General features: G+C 69.6%; 24 protein-coding genes and 1 pseudogene. 10 read left to right on the top strand and 15 right to left on the bottom strand.

The window, feature by feature from the left end:
- Positions 1–119 precede the first annotated feature (119 nt).
- Positions 120–1,268: a transcription termination factor Rho gene (gene rho / locus ACGFNK_RS34455; protein WP_393422256.1), complete on the top strand. Its 1,149-nt coding sequence runs from the start codon at positions 120–122 to the stop codon at positions 1,266–1,268.
- 77 nt (positions 1,269–1,345) lie between these two features.
- A pseudogene (locus ACGFNK_RS34450) lies at positions 1,346–2,278 on the top strand (D-alanyl-D-alanine carboxypeptidase family protein); the annotation flags it as partial.
- Between the two features lie 35 nt (positions 2,279–2,313).
- Here ACGFNK_RS34450 and ACGFNK_RS34445 read toward each other — a convergent pair.
- The 3 genes from ACGFNK_RS34445 to ACGFNK_RS34435 form a co-directional block, all read right to left on the bottom strand.
- Positions 2,314–3,681, bottom strand: a complete 1,368-nt coding sequence (locus tag ACGFNK_RS34445) for a glycosyltransferase 87 family protein (RefSeq protein ID WP_393422254.1) — start codon at positions 3,679–3,681, stop codon at positions 2,314–2,316.
- Entirely contained in the window at positions 3,678–5,075 is a 1,398-nt protein-coding gene (gene mptB, locus ACGFNK_RS34440) for a polyprenol phosphomannose-dependent alpha 1,6 mannosyltransferase MptB (protein ID WP_393422252.1), read from the bottom strand. Before mptB ends, ACGFNK_RS34445 begins: the two co-directional genes overlap by 4 nt.
- A 144-nt stretch (positions 5,076–5,219) precedes the next feature.
- Entirely contained in the window at positions 5,220–5,738 is a 519-nt protein-coding gene (locus tag ACGFNK_RS34435; RefSeq protein ID WP_393422250.1) for an SgcJ/EcaC family oxidoreductase, read from the bottom strand.
- Positions 5,739–6,053: 315 nt separating this feature from the next.
- Between ACGFNK_RS34435 and ACGFNK_RS34430 the strand changes: the two genes are divergently transcribed.
- On the top strand, positions 6,054–6,749 hold the full coding sequence (locus tag ACGFNK_RS34430) for a response regulator (protein WP_393422248.1): 696 nt from the start codon (positions 6,054–6,056) through the stop codon (positions 6,747–6,749).
- A 20-nt stretch (positions 6,750–6,769) separates the two neighbouring features.
- Here ACGFNK_RS34430 and ACGFNK_RS34425 read toward each other — a convergent pair whose 3' ends face one another.
- The 9 genes from ACGFNK_RS34425 to ACGFNK_RS34385 all read right to left on the bottom strand — a co-directional run bounded on the left by ACGFNK_RS34425 (position 6,770) and on the right by ACGFNK_RS34385 (position 14,266).
- Positions 6,770–7,711 carry a glutaminase gene (locus tag ACGFNK_RS34425; RefSeq protein WP_393422246.1) on the bottom strand — a complete coding sequence of 314 codons (942 nt, stop codon included), beginning with the start codon at positions 7,709–7,711 and terminating at the stop codon, positions 6,770–6,772.
- 91 nt (positions 7,712–7,802) lie between these two features.
- Positions 7,803–9,212: an aspartate ammonia-lyase gene (gene aspA, locus ACGFNK_RS34420; RefSeq protein WP_393422244.1), complete on the bottom strand. Its 1,410-nt coding sequence runs from the start codon at positions 9,210–9,212 to the stop codon at positions 7,803–7,805.
- 78 nt (positions 9,213–9,290) lie between these two features.
- Positions 9,291–10,277: an asparaginase gene (locus ACGFNK_RS34415; RefSeq protein ID WP_393422242.1), complete on the bottom strand. Its 987-nt coding sequence runs from the start codon at positions 10,275–10,277 to the stop codon at positions 9,291–9,293.
- Between the two features lie 41 nt (positions 10,278–10,318).
- The gene (locus ACGFNK_RS34410; RefSeq protein WP_386348689.1) at positions 10,319–11,761 is read right to left on the bottom strand and encodes an amino acid permease; all 1,443 of its coding nucleotides are present in this window, start codon (positions 11,759–11,761) and stop codon (positions 10,319–10,321) included.
- The gene (locus ACGFNK_RS34405) at positions 11,758–12,519 is read right to left on the bottom strand and encodes a FadR/GntR family transcriptional regulator (RefSeq protein WP_393422240.1); all 762 of its coding nucleotides are present in this window, start codon (positions 12,517–12,519) and stop codon (positions 11,758–11,760) included. The genes ACGFNK_RS34410 and ACGFNK_RS34405 overlap by 4 nt, the downstream gene beginning before the upstream one ends.
- 71 nt (positions 12,520–12,590) lie before the next feature.
- Entirely contained in the window at positions 12,591–12,965 is a 375-nt protein-coding gene (crcB, locus tag ACGFNK_RS34400) for a fluoride efflux transporter CrcB (RefSeq protein ID WP_393422238.1), read from the bottom strand.
- Positions 12,962–13,351, bottom strand: a complete 390-nt coding sequence (locus ACGFNK_RS34395) for a DUF190 domain-containing protein (protein WP_393422236.1) — start codon at positions 13,349–13,351, stop codon at positions 12,962–12,964. The genes crcB (ACGFNK_RS34400) and ACGFNK_RS34395 overlap by 4 nt, the downstream gene beginning before the upstream one ends.
- Entirely contained in the window at positions 13,348–13,821 is a 474-nt protein-coding gene (crcB, locus tag ACGFNK_RS34390) for a fluoride efflux transporter CrcB (RefSeq protein ID WP_393422234.1), read from the bottom strand. Before crcB (ACGFNK_RS34390) ends, ACGFNK_RS34395 begins: the two co-directional genes overlap by 4 nt.
- A gap of 52 nt (positions 13,822–13,873) precedes the next feature.
- Positions 13,874–14,266 (bottom strand): nuclear transport factor 2 family protein, encoded by a 393-nt coding sequence (locus tag ACGFNK_RS34385; RefSeq protein WP_393422232.1) that lies wholly within the window; start codon positions 14,264–14,266, stop codon positions 13,874–13,876.
- 55 nt (positions 14,267–14,321) lie between these two features.
- Between ACGFNK_RS34385 and ACGFNK_RS34380 the strand changes: the two genes are divergently transcribed.
- Positions 14,322–14,891 (top strand): PadR family transcriptional regulator, encoded by a 570-nt coding sequence (locus ACGFNK_RS34380; RefSeq protein WP_393422230.1) that lies wholly within the window; start codon positions 14,322–14,324, stop codon positions 14,889–14,891.
- 45 nt (positions 14,892–14,936) lie between these two features.
- Positions 14,937–16,490 (top strand): AMP-binding protein, encoded by a 1,554-nt coding sequence (locus tag ACGFNK_RS34375; protein WP_393422228.1) that lies wholly within the window; start codon positions 14,937–14,939, stop codon positions 16,488–16,490.
- 64 nt (positions 16,491–16,554) lie between these two features.
- On the opposite strand, the gene ACGFNK_RS34370 is transcribed toward ACGFNK_RS34375, so the two are convergent.
- Both ACGFNK_RS34370 and ACGFNK_RS34365 read right to left on the bottom strand, forming a co-directional pair.
- Positions 16,555–18,117 carry an arabinogalactan endo-beta-1,4-galactanase gene (locus ACGFNK_RS34370; protein ID WP_393422226.1) on the bottom strand — a complete coding sequence of 521 codons (1,563 nt, stop codon included), beginning with the start codon at positions 18,115–18,117 and terminating at the stop codon, positions 16,555–16,557.
- 88 nt (positions 18,118–18,205) lie between these two features.
- Positions 18,206–20,227: a beta-galactosidase gene (locus ACGFNK_RS34365; protein WP_393422224.1), complete on the bottom strand. Its 2,022-nt coding sequence runs from the start codon at positions 20,225–20,227 to the stop codon at positions 18,206–18,208.
- 183 nt (positions 20,228–20,410) lie between these two features.
- Between ACGFNK_RS34365 and ACGFNK_RS34360 the strand changes: the two genes are divergently transcribed.
- Genes ACGFNK_RS34360 through ACGFNK_RS34345 form a run of 4 tightly spaced genes read left to right on the top strand, consistent with a single transcriptional unit; the run spans position 20,411 to position 24,631 of the window.
- Entirely contained in the window at positions 20,411–21,730 is a 1,320-nt protein-coding gene (locus ACGFNK_RS34360; protein WP_393422222.1) for an ABC transporter substrate-binding protein, read from the top strand.
- Complete coding sequence (locus ACGFNK_RS34355) at positions 21,727–22,701, top strand: carbohydrate ABC transporter permease (RefSeq protein ID WP_393422220.1); 975 nt, start codon at positions 21,727–21,729, stop codon at positions 22,699–22,701. Before ACGFNK_RS34360 ends, ACGFNK_RS34355 begins: the two co-directional genes overlap by 4 nt.
- Positions 22,698–23,603 (top strand): carbohydrate ABC transporter permease, encoded by a 906-nt coding sequence (locus ACGFNK_RS34350; protein WP_393422218.1) that lies wholly within the window; start codon positions 22,698–22,700, stop codon positions 23,601–23,603. Before ACGFNK_RS34355 ends, ACGFNK_RS34350 begins: the two co-directional genes overlap by 4 nt.
- Positions 23,600–24,631 (top strand): LacI family DNA-binding transcriptional regulator, encoded by a 1,032-nt coding sequence (locus ACGFNK_RS34345; RefSeq protein WP_393422216.1) that lies wholly within the window; start codon positions 23,600–23,602, stop codon positions 24,629–24,631. The genes ACGFNK_RS34350 and ACGFNK_RS34345 overlap by 4 nt, the downstream gene beginning before the upstream one ends.
- A 14-nt stretch (positions 24,632–24,645) precedes the next feature.
- Here ACGFNK_RS34345 and ACGFNK_RS34340 read toward each other — a convergent pair whose 3' ends face one another.
- A complete protein-coding gene (locus tag ACGFNK_RS34340; protein WP_393422214.1) occupies positions 24,646–25,014 on the bottom strand; it encodes an SseB family protein in 369 nt (122 codons plus the stop codon).
- Positions 25,015–25,381: 367 nt separating this feature from the next.
- Here ACGFNK_RS34340 and ACGFNK_RS34335 point away from each other — a divergent pair, with 367 nt between their 5' ends.
- Positions 25,382–25,987, top strand: a complete 606-nt coding sequence (locus tag ACGFNK_RS34335; RefSeq protein WP_393422212.1) for a TMEM165/GDT1 family protein — start codon at positions 25,382–25,384, stop codon at positions 25,985–25,987.
- The last annotated feature ends 53 nt before the right edge of the window (positions 25,988–26,040 follow it).

Here is a 26,040-nt window from a genome sequence, read left to right as displayed (position 1 = left end):
CTGCCGCACGAGAGGTGATGTCTCCGCCGTGCTGGGCGTGACCATGCCGCCCTGTCATTCGGCCTCTCCCCCTTCATGACCCATGACCCATGGATTCGTCCGCGAAAGGACCCACCCACATGACCACCACACTCGAACGCCCGCCTACTTCGCACACGCAGGAGCAGGCCATCGGCGTACTCGACATCACCTCCAACGGGCAGGGCCACCTGCGTGCCACCGGCTGCCTGCCCGAGCCCACCGACCTCCAGGTCTCCCCCGCGCTGATCCGCCGGTACGGCCTGCGCAGGGGCGACCTCGTCGAAGGCGTAGGCGGAGGCGGCAAGTCGCGCGCCATCACCGGGATCGAGCGCGTCAACGGCCGCGGGCCCGAAGAGCTGCGCTCCCGCCCGCACTTCCGCGATCTCACCCCGCTGCACCCGCGTGAGCGGCTGCGGCTCGAGCACCCGGCGGGCGGGCTGACGACTCGAGTCATCGACCTGGTCGCGCCGATCGGCAAGGGCCAGCGCGGCCTGATCGTCGCCCCGCCGAAGACCGGCAAGACGGTGCTGCTCCAGCAGCTGGCCGCCGCCGTGGCCGGCAACCACCCCGAGTGCCATCTGATGGTGGTGCTGCTCGACGAGCGCCCCGAGGAGGTCACCGACATGCGGCGTTCCGTACGCGGTGAAGTGCTGGCCTCGACCTTCGACCGGGCGCCGAAGCAGCACATCGCGCTCGCCGAGCTGGCTGTGGAGCGTGCCAAGCGGCTCGTCGAGGCAGGCCAGGACGTCGTGATCCTCCTGGACTCGCTGACCCGGCTGTGCAGGGCGCACAACAACGCTGCCGCCGCCGGTGGCCGCACTCTCAGCGGCGGTGTGGACGCCGCCGCGCTCGCCGGACCCAAGCGGCTTTTTGGTGCCGCGCGCCTCGCCGAGGAGGGCGGTTCGCTCACGATCCTCGCTACAGCGCTGGTGGAGACCGGCTCGCGTGCCGACGACTTCTACTTCGAGGAGCTGAAGAGCACCGGCAACATGGAGCTGCGCCTGGACCGCGCTCTGGCGTCCAGGCGGATCTATCCGGCCGTCGACATCACTCCGTCCGGCACCCGTCGCGAAGAACTCCTGGTCCCTGCAAGCGAGTTGGCGGCAGTACGAGGGCTGCGGCGCGCCCTGCACTCCCGCGGCGACACGCAGGCGGGGCTCGAAACCCTGCTGGAGAGGATGCGGGACACGCCGGACAACGCCACGTTTCTGCGGCAGGTCCAGCCGACCGTGCCCGGAGGTCGGTGAGCCTCCCCCCGGTTCTCGGCTTGGGCCGATGCGGCATCCGGGTGCTCGATGCCGCGGCTCGGCCCTGGTAGCCGAGGATGCGACCGGGGCGTTCCTACGTTTGCGGTATGACTATCGGACTCTCTTGCCGTGTCGCCGTCTGCTGTTCCGCCGCCTGTGTGGCCGGCGTGCTGGCCTTCGCGCCGGGCCCTGCCGTGGCAGCTACCGGAGCCGACGCCTCCACCGCGCCCGCGGGAGCCGAGCCGCTCGCGCCGAGCCCGGCGGCTTCGCGGCCGACGGGGCTGTACAGGTCCGGGACGCAGGTACGGCTCAGGTCCGGGGCGCCCAAGGTGCCCGGCAGACTCTCCGCACGATCGTGGCTGGTGGCCGACGCGGGCACCGGCGAGGTGCTGGCCGCGCACAACGCGCACCGCAAGCTGCCGCCCGCGAGCACCTTGAAGGCTCTGTTCGCGGTGACCGTGCTGCCGGTGCTGCCTGCGGCGGTCCGACACACCGTCACGGAGCGGGAGTTGAAGGGGGTCGGGGACGGCAGCAGCCGGGTCGGCGTCGAGCCGGGCCGCACCTACCGCGCCTCCGACCTGTGGCGGGGCGTCTTCCTCAACTCGGGCAACGACGCCGTGCGCGTCCTGGCCGCCATGAACGGCGGCTGGCGTGCCACGGCCGCCCAGATGCAGGCCAAGGCACGCGCGCTCGGCGCCCGCGACACGCGGGTCGTCTCGCCCGACGGGTACGACACGCCGGGCCAGGTGTCGTCCGCGTACGACCTGGCGGTCTTCGGGCGGGCCGGGCTGCGCAACGCGGACTTCGCGCGGTACTGCGCCACGGTGACGGCCAGATTCCCGGCCAAGGGCAAGTCGTACGACATCCAGAACACCAACCGGCTGCTGACCGGAGCCGACGGAGTCAAGCCCTACCGAGGGCTGGTCGGCGTCAAGAACGGTTACACCTCCAAGGCGGGCAACACACTCGTCGCCGCCGCGCGCCGGGGCGGGCGCACCCTGGTCGTCACGGTGATGAACCCTCGGTCGGGCAACCGTTTCGCCGTCTACGACGAGGCGCGCTCGCTGCTCGACTGGGGGTTCGGGGCCGCGGGGCGGGTCGAGCCGGTGGGCTCGCTGGTGCCCCCTCGTGTCGTGCCGCAGGCGGGTCCGGACCCGGTGCCCGCGGCCATGGTGGTCGGCAGCGGCTCCGACCGGTGGACGGCGGCGGGGGCGATCTCGGGGGCGGCCTGTCTGGGTGCGGGTGTCGTGGCCGTGGTGCTGCGCAGCAGATGGTTCACGCGTGTCTGACCAACGGGCAGCGCGAACAGCAGGCCGAGGGTGATCCACACGTAGATATTGCTGCCGAGGAAGCCGTCGATGCCGGACGCGTCGTCGAACCACAGCCACACCACGCTGCTGCACAGCAGCACATACGACACGCCCGCGGCCCACAGCAGCCGCCGGCGCCGCAGCCCCTCCTCGACGAGGATCGCGAAGGACGGCAGCAGCCACACGAGATGGTGCACCCAGGTGATCGGGCTGACCAGGCAGGCGACGAGCCCGGTCAGCGCGAAGGCCCCCATCAGGTCGCCGGCGGCGATGGCCCGGTGGGCGCGCCAGGCCCACACGCCCAGGACGGCGAGGGCGGCCAGGGCCCAGGCGATACGACTCGGTTCGGCAGGGTCGGCGAGCCGGGCCAGTACGCCTTGCAGGGACTGGTTGGACACATAGGCGAAGCGGCCGATGCGGGTCGTGTCCCAGACGGCCTCGGTCCAGTAGAAGCGGGAAGGCTCCGGTGCCGCCCAGGCCGCGAGGGCGGTGGCGCTCGCAGCGACGGCCGCCGCGACCGAGGCGGCGCGGGGGCGCCGGGCGAGCAGCAGCAGAGCGATGAAGATCGCGGGCGTGAGCTTGATCGCGGCAGCGAGTCCGATGCCCACGCCCGCCCAGCGGCCCCGCCCCGTGGACAGCAGCCAGGCGTCGCCGAGGACCAGGGCCAGCAGCAGAAGGTTGACCTGGCCGAAGGTGAAAGTGTCACGGGCGGGCTCGAACATGGCCAGCATGCAGACGACCAGGGCGAAGGCGAACCAGCCGTGCCTACGCAGCTCGCGCGGGACCAGAATGCCGAGGACCACGGCTGTCGCCGCGAGGTTGAGGAGCAGTCCGACGGCGATCGCGGCATGCAGTCCGAGGAGCGCCATCGGCACCATGCTGACCGCCGCGAAGGGCGGGTAGGTGAAGCCGTACGTCGTCCCCGGCACGTGGTAGTCGTAGATACGGCCGCCGTGATGGATCCAGGCGTCCACGGCCCCGTGGTACACCCGCAGGTCGAACCAGCCGCGCAGCAGCGGCACAGTCGCGGTGAAGACCGTCACGGCGGCGACGAGGACCAGCACGAAGGCGAGCCGCCCCCGCTCCGTACGCGGAAGCCTCATGCGGTCCGCTCCAGGACCGGCGCGTTCGACGTCTGGTGGGCCTGCCAGAGCACGACCACCGCGAGCACGCCGCCCGACACGGCCAGGACCAGCTGCTCCACGTCCGGTGGGCTGCCGCTGGGCAGGACGCCGAGGGCGAGCACTCCGGTCACGGCGGCGACCCGGTGGCGTACGGAAGTGCTGGGTGCCGCGGCGGCGATGAGGAACAGGCCCCACAGGGCGTACCAGGGCCGGATGGCCGGACCGAGGACCGCCACTGTCGCCAGGCTGAGGCCGAGTGCGTAGACGGGGCTGAGCCGGGGGCGGCGTAGCCATATGGCGAGTATGACGACGACGGTGACCACGAGCCCGAGGGCATGCCAGGCAGGCAGGGCGAGGGGCGCGAGGTCGCTGCCCAGGTCCTCGAGCAGGGAGCCGGTGGCACGGCCGAGGACGCTGGTGGGCGACCAGTTGTGCGGTGAGATGGGTGTCTTGAGGGCGCTGATCCAGCCGTATCCCGTTCCGGCGACGGCGGTTGCGGCGACGGTTGTGGCGAGCGCGGCGGCCGCGGTGGTCACGGTGGCCTTCAACAGGCCGCGCCCTGCGCGCACTTGGAGTGCCACGACGGCCGCGAGTCCCAGTACGGCGGGGACCTTGACCAGGGCGGCGAGCGTGACGAGTACGGCGCCGAGGAGGGGCCAGCGGCCGAGCGCGGCCACCAGTCCGATGCCGAGGAGCCCGAGCATGATGGCGTCGTTGTGCGCGCCGGCGACGAGGTGCAGCAGAACGAGAGGGTTCAGCGCGCCCAGCCACAGTGCTGCGGCCGGGTCAGCGCCGCTGTGCCGGGCGAGCCTCGGCAGGGCGGCGGCCATCAGCGCCACTCCGAGCACCGCGACCACCCGCATCCCGAACAGCCCGGCCGGTATTTCGCCCCGCGTCAGCCCGGAGAGCGCGGAGGCGACGGCGAGAAAGGCGGGACCGTACGGCGTCGCGGTGTGCTGCCACACGGGCGCCACCTCGTCGGCGAGCGGTCCGCCGAGCCGTGCGGGGCCGTGGGTGTAGACGTCCATGTGCGCGTCGACCATGGCGCCCTGCGCGAGGTAGCTGTACACGTCCCGGCTGAACAGCGGCGGCGCGAGCAGCAAGGGCGCGGCCCACACGCCGAGAACTACCAACAACGCGCGTGGAGTTGGCGGTTCGGGCCCTCGGATCACCCGCCCCAGCAGGGCCCAGGCGGCGATCAGCAGCACCACCCCGAAGTACACACCGACCAGGCCGAGCGCCGCCCGCGCCGAGGCCGGGGCCAGCAGCTCCCGCACCGGCAGGGCCCCGGCCGTCTCACCCCCCGCCGCGAGAAAGCCCGAACCCACAAGTCCGAGCACCTGACAGCGACGCAGATCGACGGAGAAACCCATGGCCAACACTCGGGCAGCCTGTCAACGCCGGGTGGCGAGAAAGCAACGCACGTCCCTCTGATCGGCAGCGTCCGTGTGACCGCCGTCTGACCGAACGGCGACCATCCCTCGAAACCGGCTGAGCTTGCCGTCGGACGAGCGACGTCAGCGCGGTGGTGGGAGGAGGCCCTGGACCCGGGTGTTCTGGAAGGAGACAAGCTCCCAGCCCTGCTTGCGGTTGACGGCTACATAGGTCTGGATGGAGTGGCTGTCCGGACGGCACTCGGGCTCTCCGGGGTTGGCGACACAGCCCGTGGTGATCATGACGGCGGTCCCGGGCGCCGGGTAGCGAAGCGTCACGGGCACCTTGGTGAAGACCAGGCGAGTGCCCTTCGTGTAGTTGTCGAAGTAGATCTGGAAGTTGCGGGCCATCTCCGGTCGGCCGCGCAGGTGTGTGCCGTCGAAGGTGATGAACTCCGCGTCCTCGGCGTACGTGGCGGCGAAGGCCGCTCCGTCGCCCCGGTTCCATGCGTCGGACTGCCGCTGGATGAGTCGCTTGAGCTGTGGCAGGGCGGATTGGGTGGGTTCGGCGGATCCGCCCGGTGCCGTGTGGCGGCCGCCCGGCGAGTCGAGGGCCGGGGCGGCGGCGGCGTTCGCGCCTGCGGCAAGGACGAGCACCGCCACAGCAGTCAGGGCGAGTGGCCGGCGGAGACCGGCCCGCCGGTCCGTCTGCCGCCGATCTGACGCAGACAAATGTGACGACATATCAGTCCTCCATGGTTGAGGGGGATTCCGGCCGCTTCGAAGGCCGGTTTCGGTCCGATCACCAGCCTCGTGGCACGCCGGCCGGGCCGGCCATCTGCCGTCCGGCGGAGATCGGAACCGGGCGCAGGGAGGTCATCTGCCGTTCGGCGGATCGCGGTGCGCGCGGCGGCGGGAGTAGTCCCCCTCAGCGCGGACGACAACGCGAGCGACGCAGGCGACGACACCGGAGGCGTCATGACCACCACGGACCCGATGACAACGGACCCGATGGCAACGGCACCGATCCGCATCCTGGTGGCCGACGACCAGCGCGACATCCGGATCGGCTTCCGGATGATCCTCGACGCGCAGCCCGACATGCGCACCGTGGGCGAGGCCGCAGACGGCGCCACCACCATCGACCTTGCCCGTCGGCTCCGTCCCGACGTCGTCCTGGCCGACATCCGCATGCCCGAGCCGGACGGCCTGGAGGTCACCCGCGTGCTCGCGGGACCCGACGCGGCAGAACCCACCAAGGTCCTCGTCGTCACCACGTTCGACCTCGATGAATACGTGTACGCCGCCCTGGCCAACGGCGCCTGTGGCTTCCTGCTCAAGCGTTCCGGACCCGCCCTGCTCACCGAAGCGGTCCGCGCCGCCATGGCAGGCGACGCCCTGATCAGCCCTTCCGTCACCGTACGTCTGCTGCGCCACCTCACCCCTCGCTCCAGCAGCGACCGCCCGGACCGGACGCAACCGCTGACCGACCGGGAAGCCGAGGTCGCACGGCTTGTGGCCGAAGGACGAACCAACGCGGAGATCGGCACCGCACTCTTCATCACCTCCGGCACCGCCAAGACCCACGTGGCCAACATCCAGCGCAAACTCGGCGTACGCAATCGCGTCGGCATCGCAGCCTGGGCATGGCGCAACAACCAGACCCAGCAGTAAGAAAGCTGAGAACCGCCGCCTCAGAACACCGACAGTCCCGTCAGTGTCGTGAAACGCTCAAGGGCCGCGACGCCCGCCACCGAGTTTCCCCGTTCGTCCAGGCCCGGGCTCCACACGCACAGCGTGCAGCGGCCGGGAACGACGGCGATGATGCCGCCGCCGACGCCGCTCTTGCCGGGCAGGCCGACGCGGTAGGCGAACTCGCCCGCGGCGTCATAGGTGCCGCAGGTGAGCATGACCGCGTTGACCTGCTTGGCCTGACTGCGGGTCAGGAGCCGGGTGCCGTCGGCCTGTATGCCGTGGCGGGCGAGGAATCCGGTGGCGACGGCGAGGTCGGCGCAGGACGCCTCGATGGAGCACTGCCGGAAGTACTGGTCCAGGAGCGCTGGGACCGGATTGCCGATGTTCCCGTACGACGCCATGAAGTGGCCGAGCGCGGCGTTGCGGTCGCCGTGGGCGGACTCGGAGGTGGCGACGTCCTTGTTGATGGCGAGCTGCGCGTTGCCGCTCTCCGCGCGCAGGAAATCGAGGAGGGTGCCGACCGTGTCTCCGGTCTGGGTGTACAGGCGGTCGGTGACGACGAGGGCGCCCGCATTGATGAAGGGATTGCGCGGGATTCCGTTCTCGTACTCCAGCTGCACCAGCGAGTTGAAGGGATTGCCGGACGGCTCGCGTCCTACGTGCTCCCACAGGACGTCGCCCCCGCCCGCCAGGACGAGCGCGAGGGTGAAGACCTTGGTGAGGGACTGCGCGGAGAACGGCTGCCGCCAGTCCCCCACGCCGTACACCGTGCCGTCGAGTTCCGCGACGGCCATGCCGAACCGACGCGGGTCGCACGCCGCGAGCGCCGGGATGTAGTCGGCGGGCCGCCCACGTGCGGGCATGTTCTCGATCTCGGCGGCGATACGGTCCAGGACGGGCCGGAAGGTGAGGGACGACGAAGACACTGCCATGATCACCATTCTGCCGTTCGGGTCCCGCCGAGGCGGGTGGGCACGGGTGCCCGCGCCATCATCGTGCGCCCGACCAGCACACCGCGGGCACCCGCGCGTCTCAGTTGGCCCGCGAGCCCGCCAGTATCTCCGGCCGCAGCAGCGCCGCCAGCCGGTCGGCGGGCAACAGGCCTTTCTCCAGGACGAGTTCGGCAACTCCGCGTCCGGTGGCGAGGGCCTCCTTCGCGATGCCGGTGGCCGCCTCGTAGCCGATGTACGGGTTGAGGGCGGTGACCAGGCCGATGGAGTTCTCGACGGCTTTGCGCAGCACGTCCTCGTTGGCCGTGATTCCGGCGACGCAGCGCTCGGCGAGGGTGAGGCAGGCGGCGCGCAGATGCGTGATGCTCTCGGAGAGGGAGTGCAGGATGACCGGCTCGAAGGCGTTCAGCTGGAGCTGACCGGCCTCCGCCGCCATGGTGATCGTGACGTCGTTGCCGATCACCTCGAAGGCGACCTGGTTGACGACCTCGGGAATCACCGGGTTCACCTTGCCGGGCATGATGCTCGAACCGGCCTGCACCGGCGGCAGGTTGATCTCGTTGAGGCCCGCGCGCGGCCCGGACGACAGCAGCCGCAGATCGTTGCAGCTCTTCGAGAGCTTTACCGCGATCCGCTTCAGGACCCCGGACATCTGCACGAAGGCCCCACAGTCCTGCGTGGCCTCGACGAGGTTGGCGGCGGTGACCAGCGGCAGCCCGGTGATCTCCGCGAGATGCCGGCGCGCGGCCTCGGCGTACCCGGCGGGCGCGTTGAGCCCGGTGCCGATGGCCGTCGCGCCCAGGTTGATCTCGTGGATCAGCTCGACCGCCTCGGCGAGCCGGCTGCGGTCCTCGTCCAGCATCACCGCGTACGCCGAGAACTCCTGACCGAGCGTCATCGGCACCGCGTCCTGCAACTGCGTACGCCCCATCTTCAGCACGTCACGGAACTCGACGGCCTTGGCGGCGAAGGCGTCCTGCAGGACCGCCATGGCCTGGAGCAGCCCGCGCACCGCGAAGATGGTGGCGATGTTGACGGCGGTCGGATAGACGTCGTTGGTCGACTGGCCGAGGTTGACGTCCTCGTTCGGGTGCAGGAACTCGTACGCGCCCTTCGGGTGCCCGAGCAGCTCCAGCGCCCGGTTGGCGACCACCTCGTTGGCGTTCATGTTCGTCGAGGTCCCGGCACCGCCCTGGATGACGTCGACGACGAACTGGTCGTGCAGCTTCCCGTCGCGGATCTCCTGGCAGGCCTCCACGATGGCCGCCGCTTTACCGGGCTCCAGCAGGCCAAGCTCTTCGTTGGCGCGGGCGGCGGCCTCCTTGACGGCGGCCAGTGCGTCGATCAGGTGCGGGTAGGCGGAGATCGGGGTGCCCGTGATGGGGAAGTTCTCCTTGGCGCGCAGGGAGTGGATGCCCCAGTACGCCTCGGCGGGGACGTCACGGTCGCCGAGCAGGTCGTGCTCGCTGCGATGGGCTGCGGCGGCGGTCATGTCGGTGCGGCTCTACTTTCAGGAGAAGGGGTGGAGAGGGTTTCTGATGGATCTCGGCGGAGGTCCATCAGAAACCCTCTAGGCCTCAGTCAGCGGTTCCAGTGCGCGGGCCGGCCGGATGCTCCCGACCACCTCCCCGCCCCCGAACAGGGGCGCCTGGGCGAACTCGGCGAGCACGGCCGGGTCGACGCCGCAGCGTGCGAGGGCGGCGGCGACCACGGGCAGCCGGGCCCGGTCCGCCCCGTCCGCGATCTTCACGGCGACCGCCCGCCCGTCGGGCAGCGCCGCGACGTGTACGCCCTCGAAGCCGTCCTTGGTGAGCAGACCCGGCACGGCCCGCATCAGCGAGGCGACATCGCGGCCGGAACCGGAGGCCATCTCGGCGTGCTCGCGCATCGCGTCGGCGACCCGCGCCTCGGGGGTGCCGGGCGGTGCGGTGGTGATCCGGGCGGCGGCGCGCGCGAGCCCGTGCAGCGAGATGGAGAACAGGGGCGCGCCGCAACCGTCCACCGTCACCGCCGCGATTGCCTGCCCGGTGAGATCCTCGACGATCTCCGCGATCGCCTGCTGGAGCGGATGCGCGGGGTCGAGGTAGTCCTCGAGCGACCAGCCGTTCAGATGTGCCGTGTAGAGCATCGCCGCGTGCTTGCCCGAGCAGTTCTGCGCGAGCCGCGACGGCAGCCGCCCTGCGCGGACCCAGGCCTCTCGTACGACCGGGTCGTACGGCAGGTCCGGCACATTGCGCAGAGCGTCCTCGGGGAGCCCGGCCTGTTCCAGGATCCGCCGGGTTCCGTCGAGATGCCGCTCCTCACCGGAGTGGCTGGCCGCGGTCAGCGCGAGCAGTTCCCCGTCGAGCGGCAGCCCGGCCCGCAGCAGTGCCACCGCCTGTACGGGCTTGAGCGCCGAGCGCGGGTAGAAAGCCGCCTCGATGTCGCCGATCTGCAGTTCCACCGTCCCGTCGGCGCCGAGCACGACGACCGAACCGTAGTGGATGCCCTCGATGACACCGCCGCGTACGAGATGGGCGACGGGCGCGTGCAGCGGCTCCCGGATCGTGGGCGCCACAGCTAGTGAACTGCCCTGTGCAGCAAGGGTGTTGAGGCAGCTCACGCGTCGGCTCCGGACTTGCGTACGTCCGCCACCCGGCCCCGTACGGCGAACCATCCCGCCACCAGGGCCGCCACGATCAGCGGCAGACACATCACGGTCGTACGTCCCGCTCCCCCGTCGGCGTACATCAGTACCAGCACGGAGGCGAGGAAGAACAGCGTGACGAGCTCGGTCCAGGGCGAGCCCGGCAGGCGGTAGCTGGGGCGCTCCAGCTCTCCGTCCTGGGTCTTCCGCCAGAACATCAGGTGACAGATCATGATCATGCCCCAGGTGGCGAGGATGCCGATGGCCGCGAAGTTCAGCACGATCTCGAACGCGTCGGCGGGGACGACGAAGTTGAGGCCGACGCCGAGGACACAGATACCGCTGGTGAGCAGGATTCCGCCGTACGGGACCTGACTGCGGCTCATCACCGAGGTGAACTTCGGCGCCGAGCCGGACATAGCCATGGAGCGCAGGATGCGGCCGGTGGAGTACAGGCCGGAGTTCAGCGAGGACATGGCGGCGGTCATCACGACCAGGTTCATCACGCCGCCGGCGGCCGGGATGCCGATGTTGGACAGCACGGTGACGAAGGGACTCTCACCGGCGCTGTACGACGACCACGGCAGCAGCATCGAAAGGAGCACCACGGAGCCGACGTAGAAGAGACCGACGCGCCACATGATGGAGTTGATCGCCTTCGGCATGATCTTCTCCGGGTTCTCCGTCTCGCCCGCCGCGACACCGACCAGCTCGACGGAGGCGTAGGCGAAGACGACGCCCTGGACGATCAGCAGCATCGGCAGCAGGCCGTTGGGGAAGAGACCGCCGTTGTCGGTGATCAGGGACGGGCCGGGGGTGTTGCCGTCCACGGGCTGCTGGGTGGCCAGCAGGAAGATGCCGATGAACATGAAGGCGACCAGGGCGCCGACCTTGATGATCGCGAACCAGAACTCCAGCTCACCGAAGTACTTCACCGAGATGAGGTTCACGGTGAGGACGACGGCGAGCGCGATGAGCGCGATCACCCACTGCGGGATGTCGGAGAACATGCCCCAGTAGTGGGTGTAGGTGGCGACCGCGGTGATGTCGGCGATGCCGGTGGTCGCCCAGTTCAGGAAGTACATCCAGCCCGCGGTGTACGCGCCCTTCTCACCGAGGAACTCCCGCGCGTACGACACGAAGGCGCCGGAGGAGGGCCGGTACAGAACGAGTTCGCCGAGCGCCCGCACCACCAGGAAGGCGAAGACACCGCAGACGGCGTACGCGATGAAGAGCGAAGGCCCGGCGTCGGCGAGCCGTCCGCCGGCGCCGAGGAAGAGGCCGGTGCCGATGGCGCCGCCGATGGCGATCATGTTGACGTGCCGGGACTTCAGGGACTTGCTGTACCCCGCGTCGCCGGCGTCGACGTGACTCGCCGGTTTCCGTATGTCCTTTTCGAGGGACTGCTCGCTCACTCCGGGGTCTCGCCTTCTGTGGGGGTGTCGGTGCTCTCGGGGCCGTCGGGGCTTTCGGCGCCCTCGGGTCGCACGATCGCGGTGAGGGTCGTCTCGACGCGGTCGAGGTGATGGGCCATGGCTTCGGTGGCGTCGTGCTCGCTGCCGTCGATCAACGCCTCGAGGATCGCCCGGTGTTCGCGGTTGGACTGCTCGCGACGGCCGCCGAGTTCGTTGAGGAACGCGGACTGGCGGGCCAGTGCGTCGCGGATCTCCTCGATCACACGGCGGAAGACCGGGTTCTGCGCGGCCTGCGCGACGGCGAGATGGAAGAGCGTGTCCATGGCCACCCAGGCGGTGGTGTCGGTCTCGCTCTCCATCCGGTCGAGCAGGTGGGCGAGATGGTCGAGGTCCTCGGGCGTGCGGCGGGCGGCGGCGTAGCCCGCGACGGGGATCTCGACATGGCGCCGGACCTCTATCAGGTCGCTGGCCGCGTAGTCGCCGAATGTGGGGTCGACGACCGGACCGTTCGAGAGGACGAACGTGCCCTTGCCGGTACGGGACACGGTCAGGCCCATCGTCTGCAGGGCCCGCAGCGCCTCGCGCAGCACCGGCCGGCTGACCTCAAGGCTCCGGCACAGCTCCGCCTCGGACGGCAGCTTGTCCCCCACGGCGTACTCGCCGCGCTCGATCGCACTCCGCAGATGACTGAGCACCGCTTCCATCGCGCTGACGCGCCGCGGGACCGAGCCACCTGTCTGGCTGTCTGACAGGTTCACGGGGGTGATCCTCCGGGGAACGGGAGGTGACTGTCAAGGGTTCGGGACCGGCTCCCGGTCGACCCGGTCGACTACCCCCACAGAGCCTCAGCGACCGAAACCCCGACAAAGGCCGCGCCGAGCCCCGCGACCACGCTCGCGATCACATTGACCGCGGCGTAGAAACGGGCCCCGTCCGCGGCCAGCCGCCGGGTCTCGTACGAGAACGTCGAGTACGTGGTGAGCGCCCCGCACAGGCCGGTGCCGAGCAGCAGCTGGAGGTGCGAGGAGGCCGCGCCGGCCGCAGCCGCGCCGGTCAGCGTGCCCAGGATCAGGCAGCCGACGACGTTCACGGTGAAGGTGCCCCAGGGGAACACCGTGTCGTGACGGGACTGCACCGCGCGATCGGTGAGGTAGCGCAGGGGTGCGCCGACCATTCCGCCGGCGATCACCAACAGCCAGTTCACGACGGCTTCTTGCCTTTCCGACCCTCGGCGGCGGGGTCCTTCTCGCGGCCCGCGCGGCCTACGTATCTGATGACCTGGCAGTCGTCGAGGATCACAAGCCCCTCCCCCACCAGCTCGTCGAGCTCCGGCAGAAAGGCGCGTACGCGCTCCTCGGTGTCCACGATGACGATGGCCACCGGCAGATCCTCGCTCAGCGACAGCAGCCGCGAGGTGTGGATCAGCGAGGACGCGCCGAATCCCTCGATACCCCGGAAGACGCTCGCGCCCGCGAGTCCCGCCGCGCGCGCCCGGTGCACGATCTGCGAGTACAGCGGTTTGTGGTGCCAGGTGTCGTTCTCGCCGATGAAGATCGTCAGCCGTAGCGCGTCGCCGGTCAGCCTTGTCATCGCCGCCTCCATGCCAGTACCCGGCGGGCCGCCGTCACCGCGAGCCACACCGCCACGAGCGCCGCGACCAGGGTGGCGGCGAGGTAGGCGAGACCGGTCCGGGGGCGGCCCTCGTCGACCAGTTTCTGGATGTCGACGGCGTACGTCGAGAAGGTGGTGAAGCCACCGAGGACGCCGGTGCCGAAGAAGGGGCGGACCAGCCGGTGCGCCGCCCACACATCGCTGATCACGACCATGAAGACGCCGATCACGGCACACCCGATGACGTTGACCCAGAACGTGGTCCAGGGGAAGGCGGCGGTCTGCGTGGGCCAGATCAGCGAGGCCCCGTAGCGGGCACTCGCGCCCAGCGCGCCGCCGGCCGCGACCACCGCCACGATCGGTCCCTGTCCGTGCCACGGCGACGGCCGCCCGGCGGGCACACGGAGTTCCCCGGGTCCGTCCACCTTTTCGGATCGGGGCGCTGTCATGAACGTAGATCTCCTGGTCGCGGCAGGAGATCAGGCTAACGCTCCGGGGTTCTCACGCGCCCGCCGCCTCTCGTTCGATGCTCTCGAACCGGGCCGCCATCGCCTGCTGGAGCGCCTGGGCACCGGACAGCGGGCGGACCATGACCGTGAGCTCGTCGATCCGGCCGTCCTCGTCGAAGTGCAGCAGGTCGCAGCCCTGGATCTGCCGGTCGCCCACGCGCGCCTCGAAGACGAGGGCGAGGTCGCGGCCGTCCGGGTTCGCGATCTCGCGGACGTAGCGGAGGTCCTCGAAGACGCGCTGAACGCCGCCCAGGATCGCCGCGGTGATCGCCTTTCCGGCGTACGGCTTGAACACCACGGGGCTGGTGAACACGACGTCCTCGGCGAGCAGAGCGACGACGGCTTCGTGGTCGCCGTCCTCGACGGCCTTGCGGAAGGGGTTCATGGCCCACCTCATAGTCAATTTGTTGATTAGTCGTGTCGGACAGTACACTCCTCGCATGGCACTGCGCAACGCTCTGCTGGCCACGCTTCTGGACGGCGAGGCCTCCGGCTACGACCTGGCGAAGACCTTCGACGCGTCGGTCGCCAACTTCTGGATGGCTACGCCCCAGCAGCTGTACCGCGAGCTGGACCGCATGGCGTCCGAGGGGCTGATCGAGGCCAGGGTCGTACGGCAGGAACGCCGGCCGGACAAGCGGCTCTTCGCGCTGACGGAGGCGGGCCGGCGCGCACTGTACGACTTCACGGCCACCCCGCCCCGGCCCACCGCGATCCGCGACGAGCTGCTGGTCAAGCTGCAGGCGGTGGACGAGGGCGACGGCCCGGCCGTACGCACTGCCGTCGAGGAGCGCATCGAATGGGCGCGGGCGAAACTGGCCCGGTACGAACGACTCCGGCTGCGGTTGCTCGACGGCCGCACCGAGGAGGAGCATCTGACCCGGTCCGAGCGTGTGGGCCCATATCTCACGCTGTTGGGCGGCATCGAGTTCGAGGAGGCCACCGTCCGCTGGGGTGAGCAGGTGCTGGCGATCCTTCGGCGGCGGGCGACGGCGCGCGAGTCGCGGTGACAGCCGGGGTACGTACGGAGAATCCACCGACCCGGAGGTGCTCCTGTGTACTACCCGCTTACCGTCCGTGACTTCCTCGACCGCGCGGCGCATGTGTATCGGGACCGCGTCGCCGTCGTCGACGAACCGGAACAGCCAGGACCGAGTCTCGGAGAGCTCACCTACCGGCAACTGGCGGCGCTCGCACAGGCGCAGGCCGCCCGGCTGGACCGGCTCGAAGTGCCGGTGGGCGGGCGCGTCGCGGTGGTCTCGCAGAACTCGGCGCGATTGCTGACCTCGTTCTTCGGGGTCTCCGGGTGGGGGCGGGTCCTGGTGCCGGTCAACTTCAGGCTGACCCAGCCGGAGATCGACTACATCGTCCGGCACTCGGGGGCGTCCGTCGTCTACGCGGACGCGTCCTGCGCGGACGTGCTCGACACGCTTGATGTGAAGCACAAGTTCGTGCTCGGCGAGAGCGACGACGAGGAGCTCTTCCTCCACGGCACCGAGCCGCGGGAGTGGGCCGAGCCGGCCGAGGACGCCACCGCCAGCATCAACTACACGTCGGGAACGACCGCCCGTCCCAAGGGAGTTCAGCTCACGCACCGCAATCTGTGGCTGAACGCGACGGTGTTCGGTCTGCACACCACGATCAGCGACCGTGACGTCTATCTGCACACGCTGCCGATGTTCCACGCCAACGGCTGGGGCATGCCGTACGGCGTGACGGGTGTGGGCGGCCGGCACATCGTGCTCCGCCAGATCGACGGCGCCGAGATCCTGCGCCGCGTCCAGCGGCACGGCGTCACGCTGATGTGTGCGGCGCCCGCCGTCCTGAACGCCGTGCTCGACGCGGCGGCCGACTGGGACGGCGAGATCCCCGGCCGCGACCGGGTTCGCATCGTCTGTGCGGGCGCGCCGCCGCCGACCCGCACGATCGAGCGCGTGATGAGCGCTCTCGGCTGGGAGTTCATCCAGATCTACGGCCTCACCGAGACCTCCCCGCTCGTCACGGTCAACCGCGGCCGTGAGGAGTGGGACGACCTGGAGACCGCTGAACGCGCCCGCCGGCTGGGCCGGGCAGGCGTGCCTGCTCTCGGCGTACGGGTCGATGTGGACGCGGACGGCGAGGTGCTCACCGCCTCGAACCACAACCTCGACGGCTACTGGGACCAGCCCGAGGAGACGGCAAAGGCGCAGACGGGCGGCTGGTTCCACACCGGCGACGGCGGATACGTCGACGACGAGGGCTACTTGGTGATCTCCGACCGCAAGAAGGACGTCATCATCACCGGCGGCGAGAACGTCTCGTCGATCGAGGTGGAGGACGTGATCACCTCGCATCCGGCCGTGCGCGAGGTGGCGGTCATCGGAATTCCGGATGCCAAGTGGGGCGAGCTGGTCACCGCGCTCGTCGTGACGGACGGATCGGGCGTCACCGCCGAGGAGTTGATCGCCCACTGCCGTACGCGGCTCGCCGGTTTCAAGACGCCCAAGCGGTTCGACTTCGTCGAAACACTGCCGCGTACGGCGACCGGGAAACTGCAGAAGTTCAAGCTGCGCGAGCCGTTCTGGACGTCCGGCGCCGACGATGGCGGTATCGGCAGCGGCGGTACGTGACGAAAGAGCCCGCCCATGCTTCGCGCGTGGGCGGGCTCTCGGTCAGCCGGTGTCCGTCAGTGGGTCACCGGCGGTTGAACAGTGACATCGCCGGAAGCGGCCGGTCGTCGTAGCCGAACAGGGCCTGGTTCTCCCAGGCGTTGCCCGACGAGGGATCGGTCGGGTCCCAGCCATTGCCGTTGACCGCGGTCCAGGTGGACTCCCAGTAGAAGACACCGAGGCCGCGGTTGTCCGGGACGGCCTCCACGATGTTCATGATGTCCCGGAACCAGGCTGTCTGCCCGGCCGTCGAGGCCGGGTATCCGGCCACCAGCTCACCGGTCGTGTTGATGATGTCCTCGTGCGCGTCCTCGCTGCCCAGGCGGAAGGGGTAGGCCGTCTCGGCGACGTAGACCGGCTTGCCGTAGCGGGTCGCCGCGTCGTCCAGGGTGGTCTGGAAGTCGGTGAGCGAACCGTGCCAGTAGCCGTAGTACGACAGGCCGATGACGTCGAACTTCACGCCGTTCGAGCGTGCGCTGTCGAACCACCAGCGGGTGCCTGCGAGGTCGCCGCCCTTGGCGAGGTGCAGTGCGACGGTCGTGGACGAGTTGACCGCCTTGACCGCGTCGTAGCCGGAGTTGAGCAGTCCGGCGAGCTGGCCCCAGTTGTCGGTGGAGCCCTCGTTCCAGAGCATGCCGCCGTTGATCTCGTTGCCTACCTGCACCATGTCGGCCGTGGTGCCCTGCGCCTTCAGGGCGTTCAGGACGTCGTACGTGTGGTTGTAGACGTCCGTCTTCAACTGGCTGTACGAGTGTCCGGCCCATGCGGCGGGCTTGGACTGGGCGCCCGGATCGGCCCAGGTGTCCGAGTAGTGGAAGTCGACCAGGAGCTTCATGCCCTGCGCCTTGACGCGCTTGGCCATCGCGAGGACACGGGCCTTGTTGTTGTAGCCGTCTGCCGGGTTGACCCACACCTTGAGGCGGGCGTAGTTCTGCCCGTTGGACTTGAGGATGGCGAGAGCGTCCCCCGTGCTGCCGGAGCTGGTCCGGTAGACGCCGCCCTTGGCCTCGCTCTTGGCGAGTGACGAGACGTCAGAGCCCTTGACGGCCAGTGCGTTTGTCGTGCCTGCGGTGAAGGTCAGGTCGTCGACGTTGATCCAGTTGCCGGCGTTCGCATCGGAGTTGATGCTGATCGTGCACTGACTGTTCGTCACCCTCATGGGGACGACGACGCGGATCCAGCCGCTGCTGGAGACCGGCAGATCGGTGCGCTGATCGGCGCTTCCGCAGTTCTTCAGCGCTATGTGGGCGGACTTCTGCCCGCCGCCCGAGCGCACCCAGGCCCTGAGGGTGTAGTTCCCGTTGGTCAGCCCGGAGAGGTACTGGTACGTCTCCACCTTGTACGCGGAGGACGCGTAGTGCGTCAGGCGGTAACTGCCGCTGCGACCACCGGACTCCACGAAGGAGGCGCCGGTGGAGCCGTACTCCGACCAGCCGCCGGGCGTCGCGACACCGGCGCCGTCGGCCTCGAAGCCGGTGTTCTGGAGCGTGCTCGCCGCCTGCGCGGACGGTGCGGGCAGGGCGGCGAGGGCGAGAGTGGCCGCGAGCGGCGGCAGCAGGACCCTGAGTGTGCGTCTGGGATGGAACATCGTCGTCCGTCGTCCCTTCGACGTGATGGGTTGGGGGGTGTCCCTCCGCCCGCGGCTCGGATGCTCGCACGGGCGGAGGGGAGTCGGCTCAGCCGTCGAGTCGTACGACCCGGACGGCTCCCGCGGGAACCGCGAGGCGGCCCGCGGCGCGTTCGCCCGTCAGCAGCTCGGTGCCGTGCGCCTCCAGCGGCACCTTGGCGTCCGACGAGGTGTGGTTGATCGCGAAGAGGTAGGTGCCGGACTCGCCACTGCGGCGCACCACTTCGACATCACGCGGCAGGTCGGCGCGCGGAGCGATGCGGGCGTCCTCGGCTGCCCAGCCCAGGAGGGCGTCGAGGCCGTCCTGCGCCAGGCGGGTGGAGACGTACCAGGCCGTGCCCTCGCCGAGCCGGTGCCGGGTGATGGCCGGGTGGCCCGCGGCGAGCCCGTCGGCATACGCCCAGACGGTGTCGGCACCGCGCGGCACCACGAACTCGGTCCATACGTCGGCGGTGAGTTCGGAGCCCTCGGGTCCGGTGACGCGGACCTGGTCACCGGGGAGCAGCGGCGAGAACTCCTCGACGGTCAGGCCGAGTACGTCCCGCAGCGGGCCCGGATAGGCGCCGTCGTGCACGGCGTCGTGCTCGTCGACGATGCCGGAGAAGTACGAGACGACGAGGGTGCCGCCGCTCTCGACGTACTCCTGCAGGTTCCGACCGGCGGCTTCCGTCATCAGATACAGGGCGGGCACGACGACAAGTGGATAGGCCGACAAGTCGGCTTCGGGGTGGGCGAAGTCGACGGTGAGGTGGCGGTCGTAGAGGGCTTCGTAGAAGGCGTCGGCGCGTTCGCGCGGGTCGTGATCCTCGCTCGGGCGCCACTGGAGGGTCTGCGCCCACCAGGACTGCCAGTCCCAGAGGACGGCGACGTCGGCGACGGTGCGGCTGCCCAGGATCGGCGCCAACGCGCCTACAGACGCGCCGAGTTCGACCACTTCGCGCCAGACCCGCGAGTCCGTGCCCGCGTGCGGCAGCATCGCCGAGTGGAACTTCTCCGCACCGCGCCGGGACTGCCGCCACTGGAAGAACAGGGCGCCGTCGGAGCCGCGGGCCACGTGTGCGAGGGAGTTGCGGGCCATCTCGCCGGGGGCCTTGGCGGGGTTGCGGGGCTGCCAGTTGATGCCCGATGTGGAGTGTTCGAGGAGCAACCAGGGGGCGCCGCCGGCGACGGAGCGGGTGAGGTCGGCGGCCATCGCGAGGTTCACGTGGGTACGGCGGCCGTCGGTGATCAGGTAGTGGTCGTTGCTGACGAGGTCGACCTCGCGGCCCCAGGCCCAGTAGTCGACGGAGTCGCACTGGCTGAGGGCGGTCATGAAGTTCGTGGTGACCGGGATGCCGGGCGAGAGGCGGTGCAGGATGTCCCGCTCGGTCACGAAGTTCTCGCGCATGGTGGCGTCGGCGAAGCGCTTGTAGTCGAGCGCCTGGGCCGGGTTGCCGACCGTGGGGGTCACCCGGGGCGGGTTGATCTGCTCGAGGTCCGCGTACCGCTGGCCCCAGAAGGCGGTTCCCCAAGCCTCGTTGACCGCGTCGGTGGTGTCGTACGTCGCGGCCAGCCAGCGGCGGAAGTGCGCGGCGCAGGACTCGCAGTAGCAGGCCGAGACGGGGACGCCGTACTCGTTGTGGACGTGCCACAGCGCGAGCGCGGGATGGTCCGCGTACCGCTTGGCGAGCCGGGTGGTGATGGCGGCGGCGGCCTCGCGGTAGTGCGGGTTGCTGTGGCAGATGGCGCCGCGCGAGCCGAACTCGTAGCGCGTCCCGTCGGCGGCCATCGGCAGCGCCTCGGGGTGCGCCCGGTAGAACCAGGCCGGCGGCGCGACCGTCGGCGTGCCGAGGTCGGCTCGTATCCCGTTCTCGTGCAAAAGGTCAAGAAGTCGGTCGAGCCAGTCGAATTCGTACACGCCGGGTGAGGGTTCCAGCAGGGCCCAGGAGAAGATCCCGACGCTCACGATCGTGACGCCCGCCTCCCGCATCAGCCGGACGTCCTCGTGCCAGACGCTTTCCGGCCACTGCTCGGGGTTGTAGTCCCCACCGAAGGCGAGCCCGGTGAGGCCCTTGGGCGTGGTCTCCGGCATGGATCTCTCCCGATTTATCGATCATTTGGGAACGTGCACACACAACGCTGTCGGCGTGAGCCCAACATAACCGCACAGCAACAACCATTGACAAGTGTCCTGGATGTTTCTCTACTGTGAACGCTCACAGAAGCATGGCAGGCCTCCGCAGCAGGCGGAGACCACGGTCAGGGAGATACATCCATGCCACACACGAAGCTGCGTCGCCTCGTGACCATCTCGGTCGCCGTCACGCTCGGCGCCACCGCTCTTGCCGCCTGCGGCTCTTCGGACGACGACAGCGAGGCCGACTCGGGGCCGGTCTCGCTGACGTACTGGTCCTGGACGCCGGGCATGGACAAGGTCGCCGACCTGTGGAACAAGGGCCCGGGCAAGGATGAGCAGATCACCGTCACGGTGAAGAAGCAGGCGTCCGGCGACACCCTCGTCACCAAGATCCTCACCGCGCACAAGGCCAAGAAGGCCCCGGACCTGGTGCAGGCCGAGTACCAGGCCCTGCCGACGCTGGTCAGCAATGACGCGCTTGCCGACATAGCCGGTGAGGTGGACGGCGTGAAGGACAAGTTCGCCGAGGGCGTCTGGCAGCAGACGACGCTGGGTTCGGACGCGGTGTACGCGATCCCGCAGGACTCCGGGCCGATGATGTTCTACTACCGCGAGGACCTCTTCAAGCAGTACGAACTCGAAGTCCCCAAGACCTGGGAGGAGTTCGCTCAGACCGCCCGCGCGCTGAAGAAGAAGTCCCCGGAGACGGACCTCACCACGTTCTCCGCCAACGACTCCGGGCAGTTCGCGGGTCTCGCTCAGCAGGCGGGCGCCAAGTGGTGGACCACCGAGGGCGAGACGTGGAAGGTCGGCATCGACGACGCGGCGACCCAGAAGGTCGCCGACTTCTGGGGCGGTCTCGTCAAGGAGGGCGCGATCGACAACCAGCCGATGTACACGCCGGCCTGGAACAAGGCGGTCAACACCGGCAAGCAGATCGCCTGGGTGAGCGCGGTCTGGGCGCCCGGCACCCTGACGACCGCCGCGCCCGACACCAAGGGCAAATGGGCGATGGCCCCGCTGCCGCAGTGGTCGGCCGGTGAGAACGTGACGGGCAGCTGGGGCGGCTCCTCCACGGCCGTCACCACGGACTCCGAGCACAAGTCGGCCGCCGCGAAGTTCGCCGCCTGGCTGAACACGGACCCCGAGGCGCTGACCGCGCTCGCGAAGGAGGGCGGCATCTACCCCGCCGCCACGACCGCGCAGACCAGTGACGCGTTCGCCGAGCCGCCGGCCTTCTTCTCCAACCAGCCGGACTTCTACACCCAGGCCTCCGAGATCGCGAAGACCACCGCGCCCTCCGCGTGGGGCCCGAACGTGAACGTCGCGTACACCACCTTCAAGGACGCGTTCGGCAAGGCCGCCAAGAACAAGTCGGATTTCGGCGCCGCCCTGAAGACGATGCAGGACGACACGGTCGCCGACATGAAGAAGCAGGGCTTCGAGGTCGCGGAGTGACGAGCGCACGCCGGAAGTCGTACGGGGTCAAGCGGGCCCCGTATGCCCTCCCGTCTCCCACCACCACCCTCAAACGAGCGCGAAGCGCCCCCTATTTCTTCCTCCTCCCCGCAGCGATCCTGTTCGCCCTCTTCTTCGCGCTGCCCATCGGCTACACGGTCTGGCTCAGCCTCCACAAGGTCCAGGTCAAGGGGCTGGGCCTGGGCTCGGGCGCCCGCAGCGAGGTCTGGGCGGGCCTGGAGAACTACACCGACGCCCTCACCGACTCCGAGCTGTCGGCCGGCGCGCTGCGCGTGCTCGGCTACGGCGCCATCGTGATTCCGGTCATGCTCGGCCTGGCCCTGCTCTTCGCGTTGATGCTCGACTCCGACCGGGTCCGGCTCGCGCCGTTCACCCGGCTCGCGATCTTCCTGCCGTACGCCATTCCCGGCGTCGTCGCGGCGATGCTGTGGGGCTTCCTGTACCTGCCGGACGTCAGCCCCTTCTACTTCGTCCTCGACAAGCTGGGGATGCCGCAGCCGGACCTGCTGGACGGCGGAGGGCTGTACGCCGCGCTGTCGAACATCGCGGTCTGGGGCGGCACCGGCTTCAACATGATCGTCATCTACACCTCTTTGCAGGCCATCCCGGCCGAGGTGTACGAGGCGGCGAAGCTGGACGGTGCGACCCCGCTGCAGATCGCGCTGCGGATCAAGATCCCGATGGTGGCGCCCTCGCTGGTGCTGACCTTCTTCTTCTCGATCATCGCGACGCTCCAGGTGTTCAGCGAACCGACCACCCTCAAGCCGCTCACCAACTCCGTTTCCACGACCTGGAGTCCGCTGATGAAGGTGTACCAGGACGCCTTCGGCAAGGGCGACATCCACTCGGCGGCAGCCGCGGCCGTGATCATCGCCCTCGTCACGCTCGTCCTGTCCTTCGGTTTCCTCCGCACCGCGAACTCCCGTACCAAGCAGGAGGAAGCACGATGAGTTCCCTTGCCGTCCGCAAGGCCGCTCCTGCCGCGGGCACGGCGCCCGGCACCGCGCAGGGGCCGCCGCTGCGCCGCCGGATCGCCTTCGCCCCGACGCTCACCCTGCTGCTCGGCGCGATCTACTGTCTGCTGCCCGTGGCCTGGGTGGTGATCGCGGCGACCAAGTCGGGCCGTGAGCTGTTCTCGACGTTCACGTTCCTGCCGGGCACCGGCTTCGCGGAGAACCTGTCCGACCTCAACGCCTATCGTGACGGCGTCTACTGGAAGTGGATGGGCAACTCCGCCCTCTACGCGGGCCTGGGCGCCCTCCTGTCGACAGCGGTCTCGGCACTCAGCGGCTACGCACTCGCGATCTACCGCTTCCGTGGCCGCGAGACCGTGTTCAACATCCTCCTGGCCGGTGTGCTGATGCCGCCGGTGATCCTGGCGATCCCGCAGTATCTGCTACTGGCCAAGGCCGACCTGACGGATTCGTACGCGTCGGTGCTGCTGCCGCTGATCCTCTCGCCGTACGGCGTCTACCTCGCTCGCATCTACGCGACGGCCGCCGTGCCGAGTGACGTGGTGGAGGCCGGGCGGATGGACGGGGCGAGCGAGTGGCGGATCTTCACACGGGTGGCACTGCCGATGATGGTGCCGGGTCTGGTGACCGTCTTCCTGTTCCAGTTCGTGGCGGTATGGAACAACTTCCTGCTGCCGTACATCATGCTCAGCGACGACGAGAAGTTCCCGATCACCCTGGGGCTGTTCACGCTCCTCGAACAAGGCGCCAACACCCCGGCGCTGTACACGCTCGTGATCACGGGAGCGCTGCTCGCGGTGATCCCGCTGATCGCGCTGTTCCTGGTCATCCAGCGGTTCTGGAGCCTCGACCTGCTGTCCGGAGCCGTAAAGTCATGACCATGCACTCGACGGGGGGCCGGCGCAAGCCGCCGACGATCCATGACGTGGCGCGCGAGGCCGGTGTCTCACGCGGCACCGTCTCCCGCGTACTCAACGGCGGGCACTATGTGAGCCCGGCGGCGCAGGAGGCGGTCAACGCGGCCATCCGCAGGACGGGCTACGTCGTGAACCGGCATGCCCGCTCGCTGATCACCGGACGCTCGGACTCGATCGGTTTCCTGCTCACCGAACCGCAGGAGAGGTTCTTCGAGGACCCCAACTTCAATGTCCTGCTGCGCGGTTGCACCCAGGCGCTGGCCACCCACGACATTCCGCTGCTCCTGATGCTGGCCGGCACCGAGGACGAACGGCGGCGCATCACGCGGTACATCACCGCGGGCCACGTAGACGGAGTGCTCCTGGTCTCCAGCCACTCCGGCGACCCGGTCGCCGAGCAGCTGCGGGAGGCCGGGGTGCCGCTGGTCGCCTGCGGCAAGCCCATCGGCCTGGGTTCCAAGGTGAGTTACGTGGCCGCGGACGACCGGGACGGCGCCCGGGACATGGTGCGCCATCTGCTGGCGCTCGGCCGCCATCGCATCGGCGTGGTGACCGGTCCGCTGGACACACCGGGCGGTGTCGAACGGCTCGCGGGCTACCGGGAGGTGCTCGCCGAGGCGGGCATCGAGATCGACGAGCGGCTCATCGTCTCCGGCGACTACAGCCGCTCCAGCGGTGAGGCGGGCGCCGAGCGCCTCCTCGCCCAAGTGCCCGACATGGACGCCGTGTTCGTCGCCTCCGACCTGATGGCACAGGGCGTACTGGCGGTGCTCCAGCGGGCCGGACGCCGCGTTCCGGAAGATGTCGCGGTCGGCGGCTTCGACGACTCCCCCGCCGCCACCGCCGCGAGCCCGGAGCTGACCACGATCCGGCAGCCCTGGGATCGCATCAGCGCCGAGATGGTGCGCGTACTGCTCGCCCAGATCGGCGGCGAGGACCCGGCGGCGGTGATCCTGCCGACGGAACTGGTGAAGCGCCGGTCGACCTGAGGCACAGGGAGCTTTCAGGGTTCGCCGAGCAGTAACCGCACGCCGTCAGCCGACAGCGTGAGGCTGTGCGGCGAACCGGGGTCGATGATGAGCGAGCGGCCCCCCTCGGGCCAGTGGGCCGGGACCAGGCCGAGGGGTACGAGGTGGTAGGTCTGCACGTCCGGCAGTGCCCGGGCCATCCGCTCCTCCGAGGTGAAGACCTCCACAGCACGGCCCGTCAAGGCAAGTTCCGGGGCGTCCGCGTCGTCGAGAGGGTCGACCGGCACCAGCACTTCGCTCCCGGCCAACAGGGCCCGCGCCGCGCCGTCTTGTCCGTCGTATGCCAGGACACCCAGGGCGTGCAGGATGCCGGTGGACGTGTCTTCGTCGGAAGGGCTGGTCATGGGGGTGGCGTTTCGTTCGTGTCCCGCGGACGAGGTGTTCCGCCCGCGTGGGACCGTCCTTGTGGGACAACTCCCGCCTACCCTCCGTCCGCACGCTCATGCGAGGCACGCGCGAACGACCGGTAGACTGGGTGATCGCGAAGGGGAGTAGCCCTGCGAACCGGTCGTCGACACACTGGAGCCCGCGGGTTCCCGGTGGCCGGGCCCGCGTGAACAGGCGGGTGGGCGAGACCTTCGGCCAGGCATTGATGTGCTCGCACGCCGTGCGGTGCACCCGTCATGCCGGGCCGATCGGTTCTCCCGTCGCCCCAGCCGAGGGCGCTTCGCGAAGATCCGGAAGGCCCGGCCCGTACAGAAAGCCACCCGGATGTCTCTCGCCCCTCTGGCGTCCTTCGACCCCCTGGCGATCATCACCGCCTTCGGGCTGATCTTCCTCGCCGAACTGCCCGACAAGACGATGTTCGCGTCGCTGGCCATGGGCACCCGTATGCGGCCCTTGTACGTGTGGTTCGGCACGTCGACAGCGTTCGTCGTGCATGTCGCGATCGCCGTAGGCGCCGGCAGCCTCATCGGCCTGCTGCCCGACTGGACCGTCAAGGCCGTCTCGGCCGCGCTGTTCGCCTTCGGCGCCTTCATGCTGCTGCACGGCGAAGGCGACGACGAGGAGGCGGACGCGGGCGGCAGCCGGACGGTGGCCGGGTTCTGGCCGGTCTACACGACCGCCTTCATGGCCGTCTTCATCAGCGAGTGGGGCGATCTGACGCAGATCACGACCGCCAATCTCGCGGCCACGAACGGAATCGCGTCCGTAGCCGTCGGCTCCGCGGCGGCCCTCATGTCGGTCTCCGCCCTCGCCTTGCTGGCGGGTCGCTTCATCGCCAAGCGCGTACCTCTGAAGACCGTCCAGCGCATCGGCGGGCTGTGCATGCTCGGCCTCGCCGTGTGGTCGGCGGTCGAGATCTTCACCGGCTGAACTGCGGCCCTTCTGGAACCAAGTCCCCCGACCTGCTTACATGCACCCACACT

Source organism: Streptomyces sp. NPDC048825, assembly GCF_043198355.1.
Classification (GTDB): domain Bacteria; phylum Actinomycetota; class Actinomycetes; order Streptomycetales; family Streptomycetaceae; genus Streptomyces; species Streptomyces xiangluensis.
The sequence above is the reverse complement of the archived record's forward strand: the minus strand, read 5'-3'. Positions and strand labels throughout refer to the sequence as shown.

What these genes read in the sequence shown, in the direction of transcription:
- rho (WP_393422256.1), top strand. Translation starts at nt 120, where the DNA reads ATGACCACCACACTCGAACGCCCGCCTACTTCGCACACGCAGGAGCAG.
- ACGFNK_RS34445 (WP_393422254.1), bottom strand. Translation starts at nt 3,681, where the DNA reads ATGAGGCTTCCGCGTACGGAGCGGGGGCGGCTCGCCTTCGTGCTGGTC.
- mptB (WP_393422252.1), bottom strand. Translation starts at nt 5,075, where the DNA reads ATGGGTTTCTCCGTCGATCTGCGTCGCTGTCAGGTGCTCGGACTTGTG.
- ACGFNK_RS34430 (WP_393422248.1), top strand. Translation starts at nt 6,054, where the DNA reads ATGACCACCACGGACCCGATGACAACGGACCCGATGGCAACGGCACCG.
- ACGFNK_RS34425 (WP_393422246.1), bottom strand. Translation starts at nt 7,711, where the DNA reads ATGGTGATCATGGCAGTGTCTTCGTCGTCCCTCACCTTCCGGCCCGTC.
- aspA (WP_393422244.1), bottom strand. Translation starts at nt 9,212, where the DNA reads ATGACCGCCGCCGCAGCCCATCGCAGCGAGCACGACCTGCTCGGCGAC.
- ACGFNK_RS34395 (WP_393422236.1), bottom strand. Translation starts at nt 13,351, where the DNA reads ATGACAAGGCTGACCGGCGACGCGCTACGGCTGACGATCTTCATCGGC.
- crcB (WP_393422234.1), bottom strand. Translation starts at nt 13,821, where the DNA reads ATGACAGCGCCCCGATCCGAAAAGGTGGACGGACCCGGGGAACTCCGT.
- ACGFNK_RS34385 (WP_393422232.1), bottom strand. Translation starts at nt 14,266, where the DNA reads ATGAACCCCTTCCGCAAGGCCGTCGAGGACGGCGACCACGAAGCCGTC.
- ACGFNK_RS34380 (WP_393422230.1), top strand. Translation starts at nt 14,322, where the DNA reads ATGGCACTGCGCAACGCTCTGCTGGCCACGCTTCTGGACGGCGAGGCC.
- ACGFNK_RS34370 (WP_393422226.1), bottom strand. Translation starts at nt 18,117, where the DNA reads ATGTTCCATCCCAGACGCACACTCAGGGTCCTGCTGCCGCCGCTCGCG.
- ACGFNK_RS34365 (WP_393422224.1), bottom strand. Translation starts at nt 20,227, where the DNA reads ATGCCGGAGACCACGCCCAAGGGCCTCACCGGGCTCGCCTTCGGTGGG.
- ACGFNK_RS34360 (WP_393422222.1), top strand. Translation starts at nt 20,411, where the DNA reads ATGCCACACACGAAGCTGCGTCGCCTCGTGACCATCTCGGTCGCCGTC.
- ACGFNK_RS34350 (WP_393422218.1), top strand. Translation starts at nt 22,698, where the DNA reads ATGAGTTCCCTTGCCGTCCGCAAGGCCGCTCCTGCCGCGGGCACGGCG.
- ACGFNK_RS34345 (WP_393422216.1), top strand. Translation starts at nt 23,600, where the DNA reads ATGACCATGCACTCGACGGGGGGCCGGCGCAAGCCGCCGACGATCCAT.
- ACGFNK_RS34340 (WP_393422214.1), bottom strand. Translation starts at nt 25,014, where the DNA reads ATGACCAGCCCTTCCGACGAAGACACGTCCACCGGCATCCTGCACGCC.
- ACGFNK_RS34335 (WP_393422212.1), top strand. Translation starts at nt 25,382, where the DNA reads ATGTCTCTCGCCCCTCTGGCGTCCTTCGACCCCCTGGCGATCATCACC.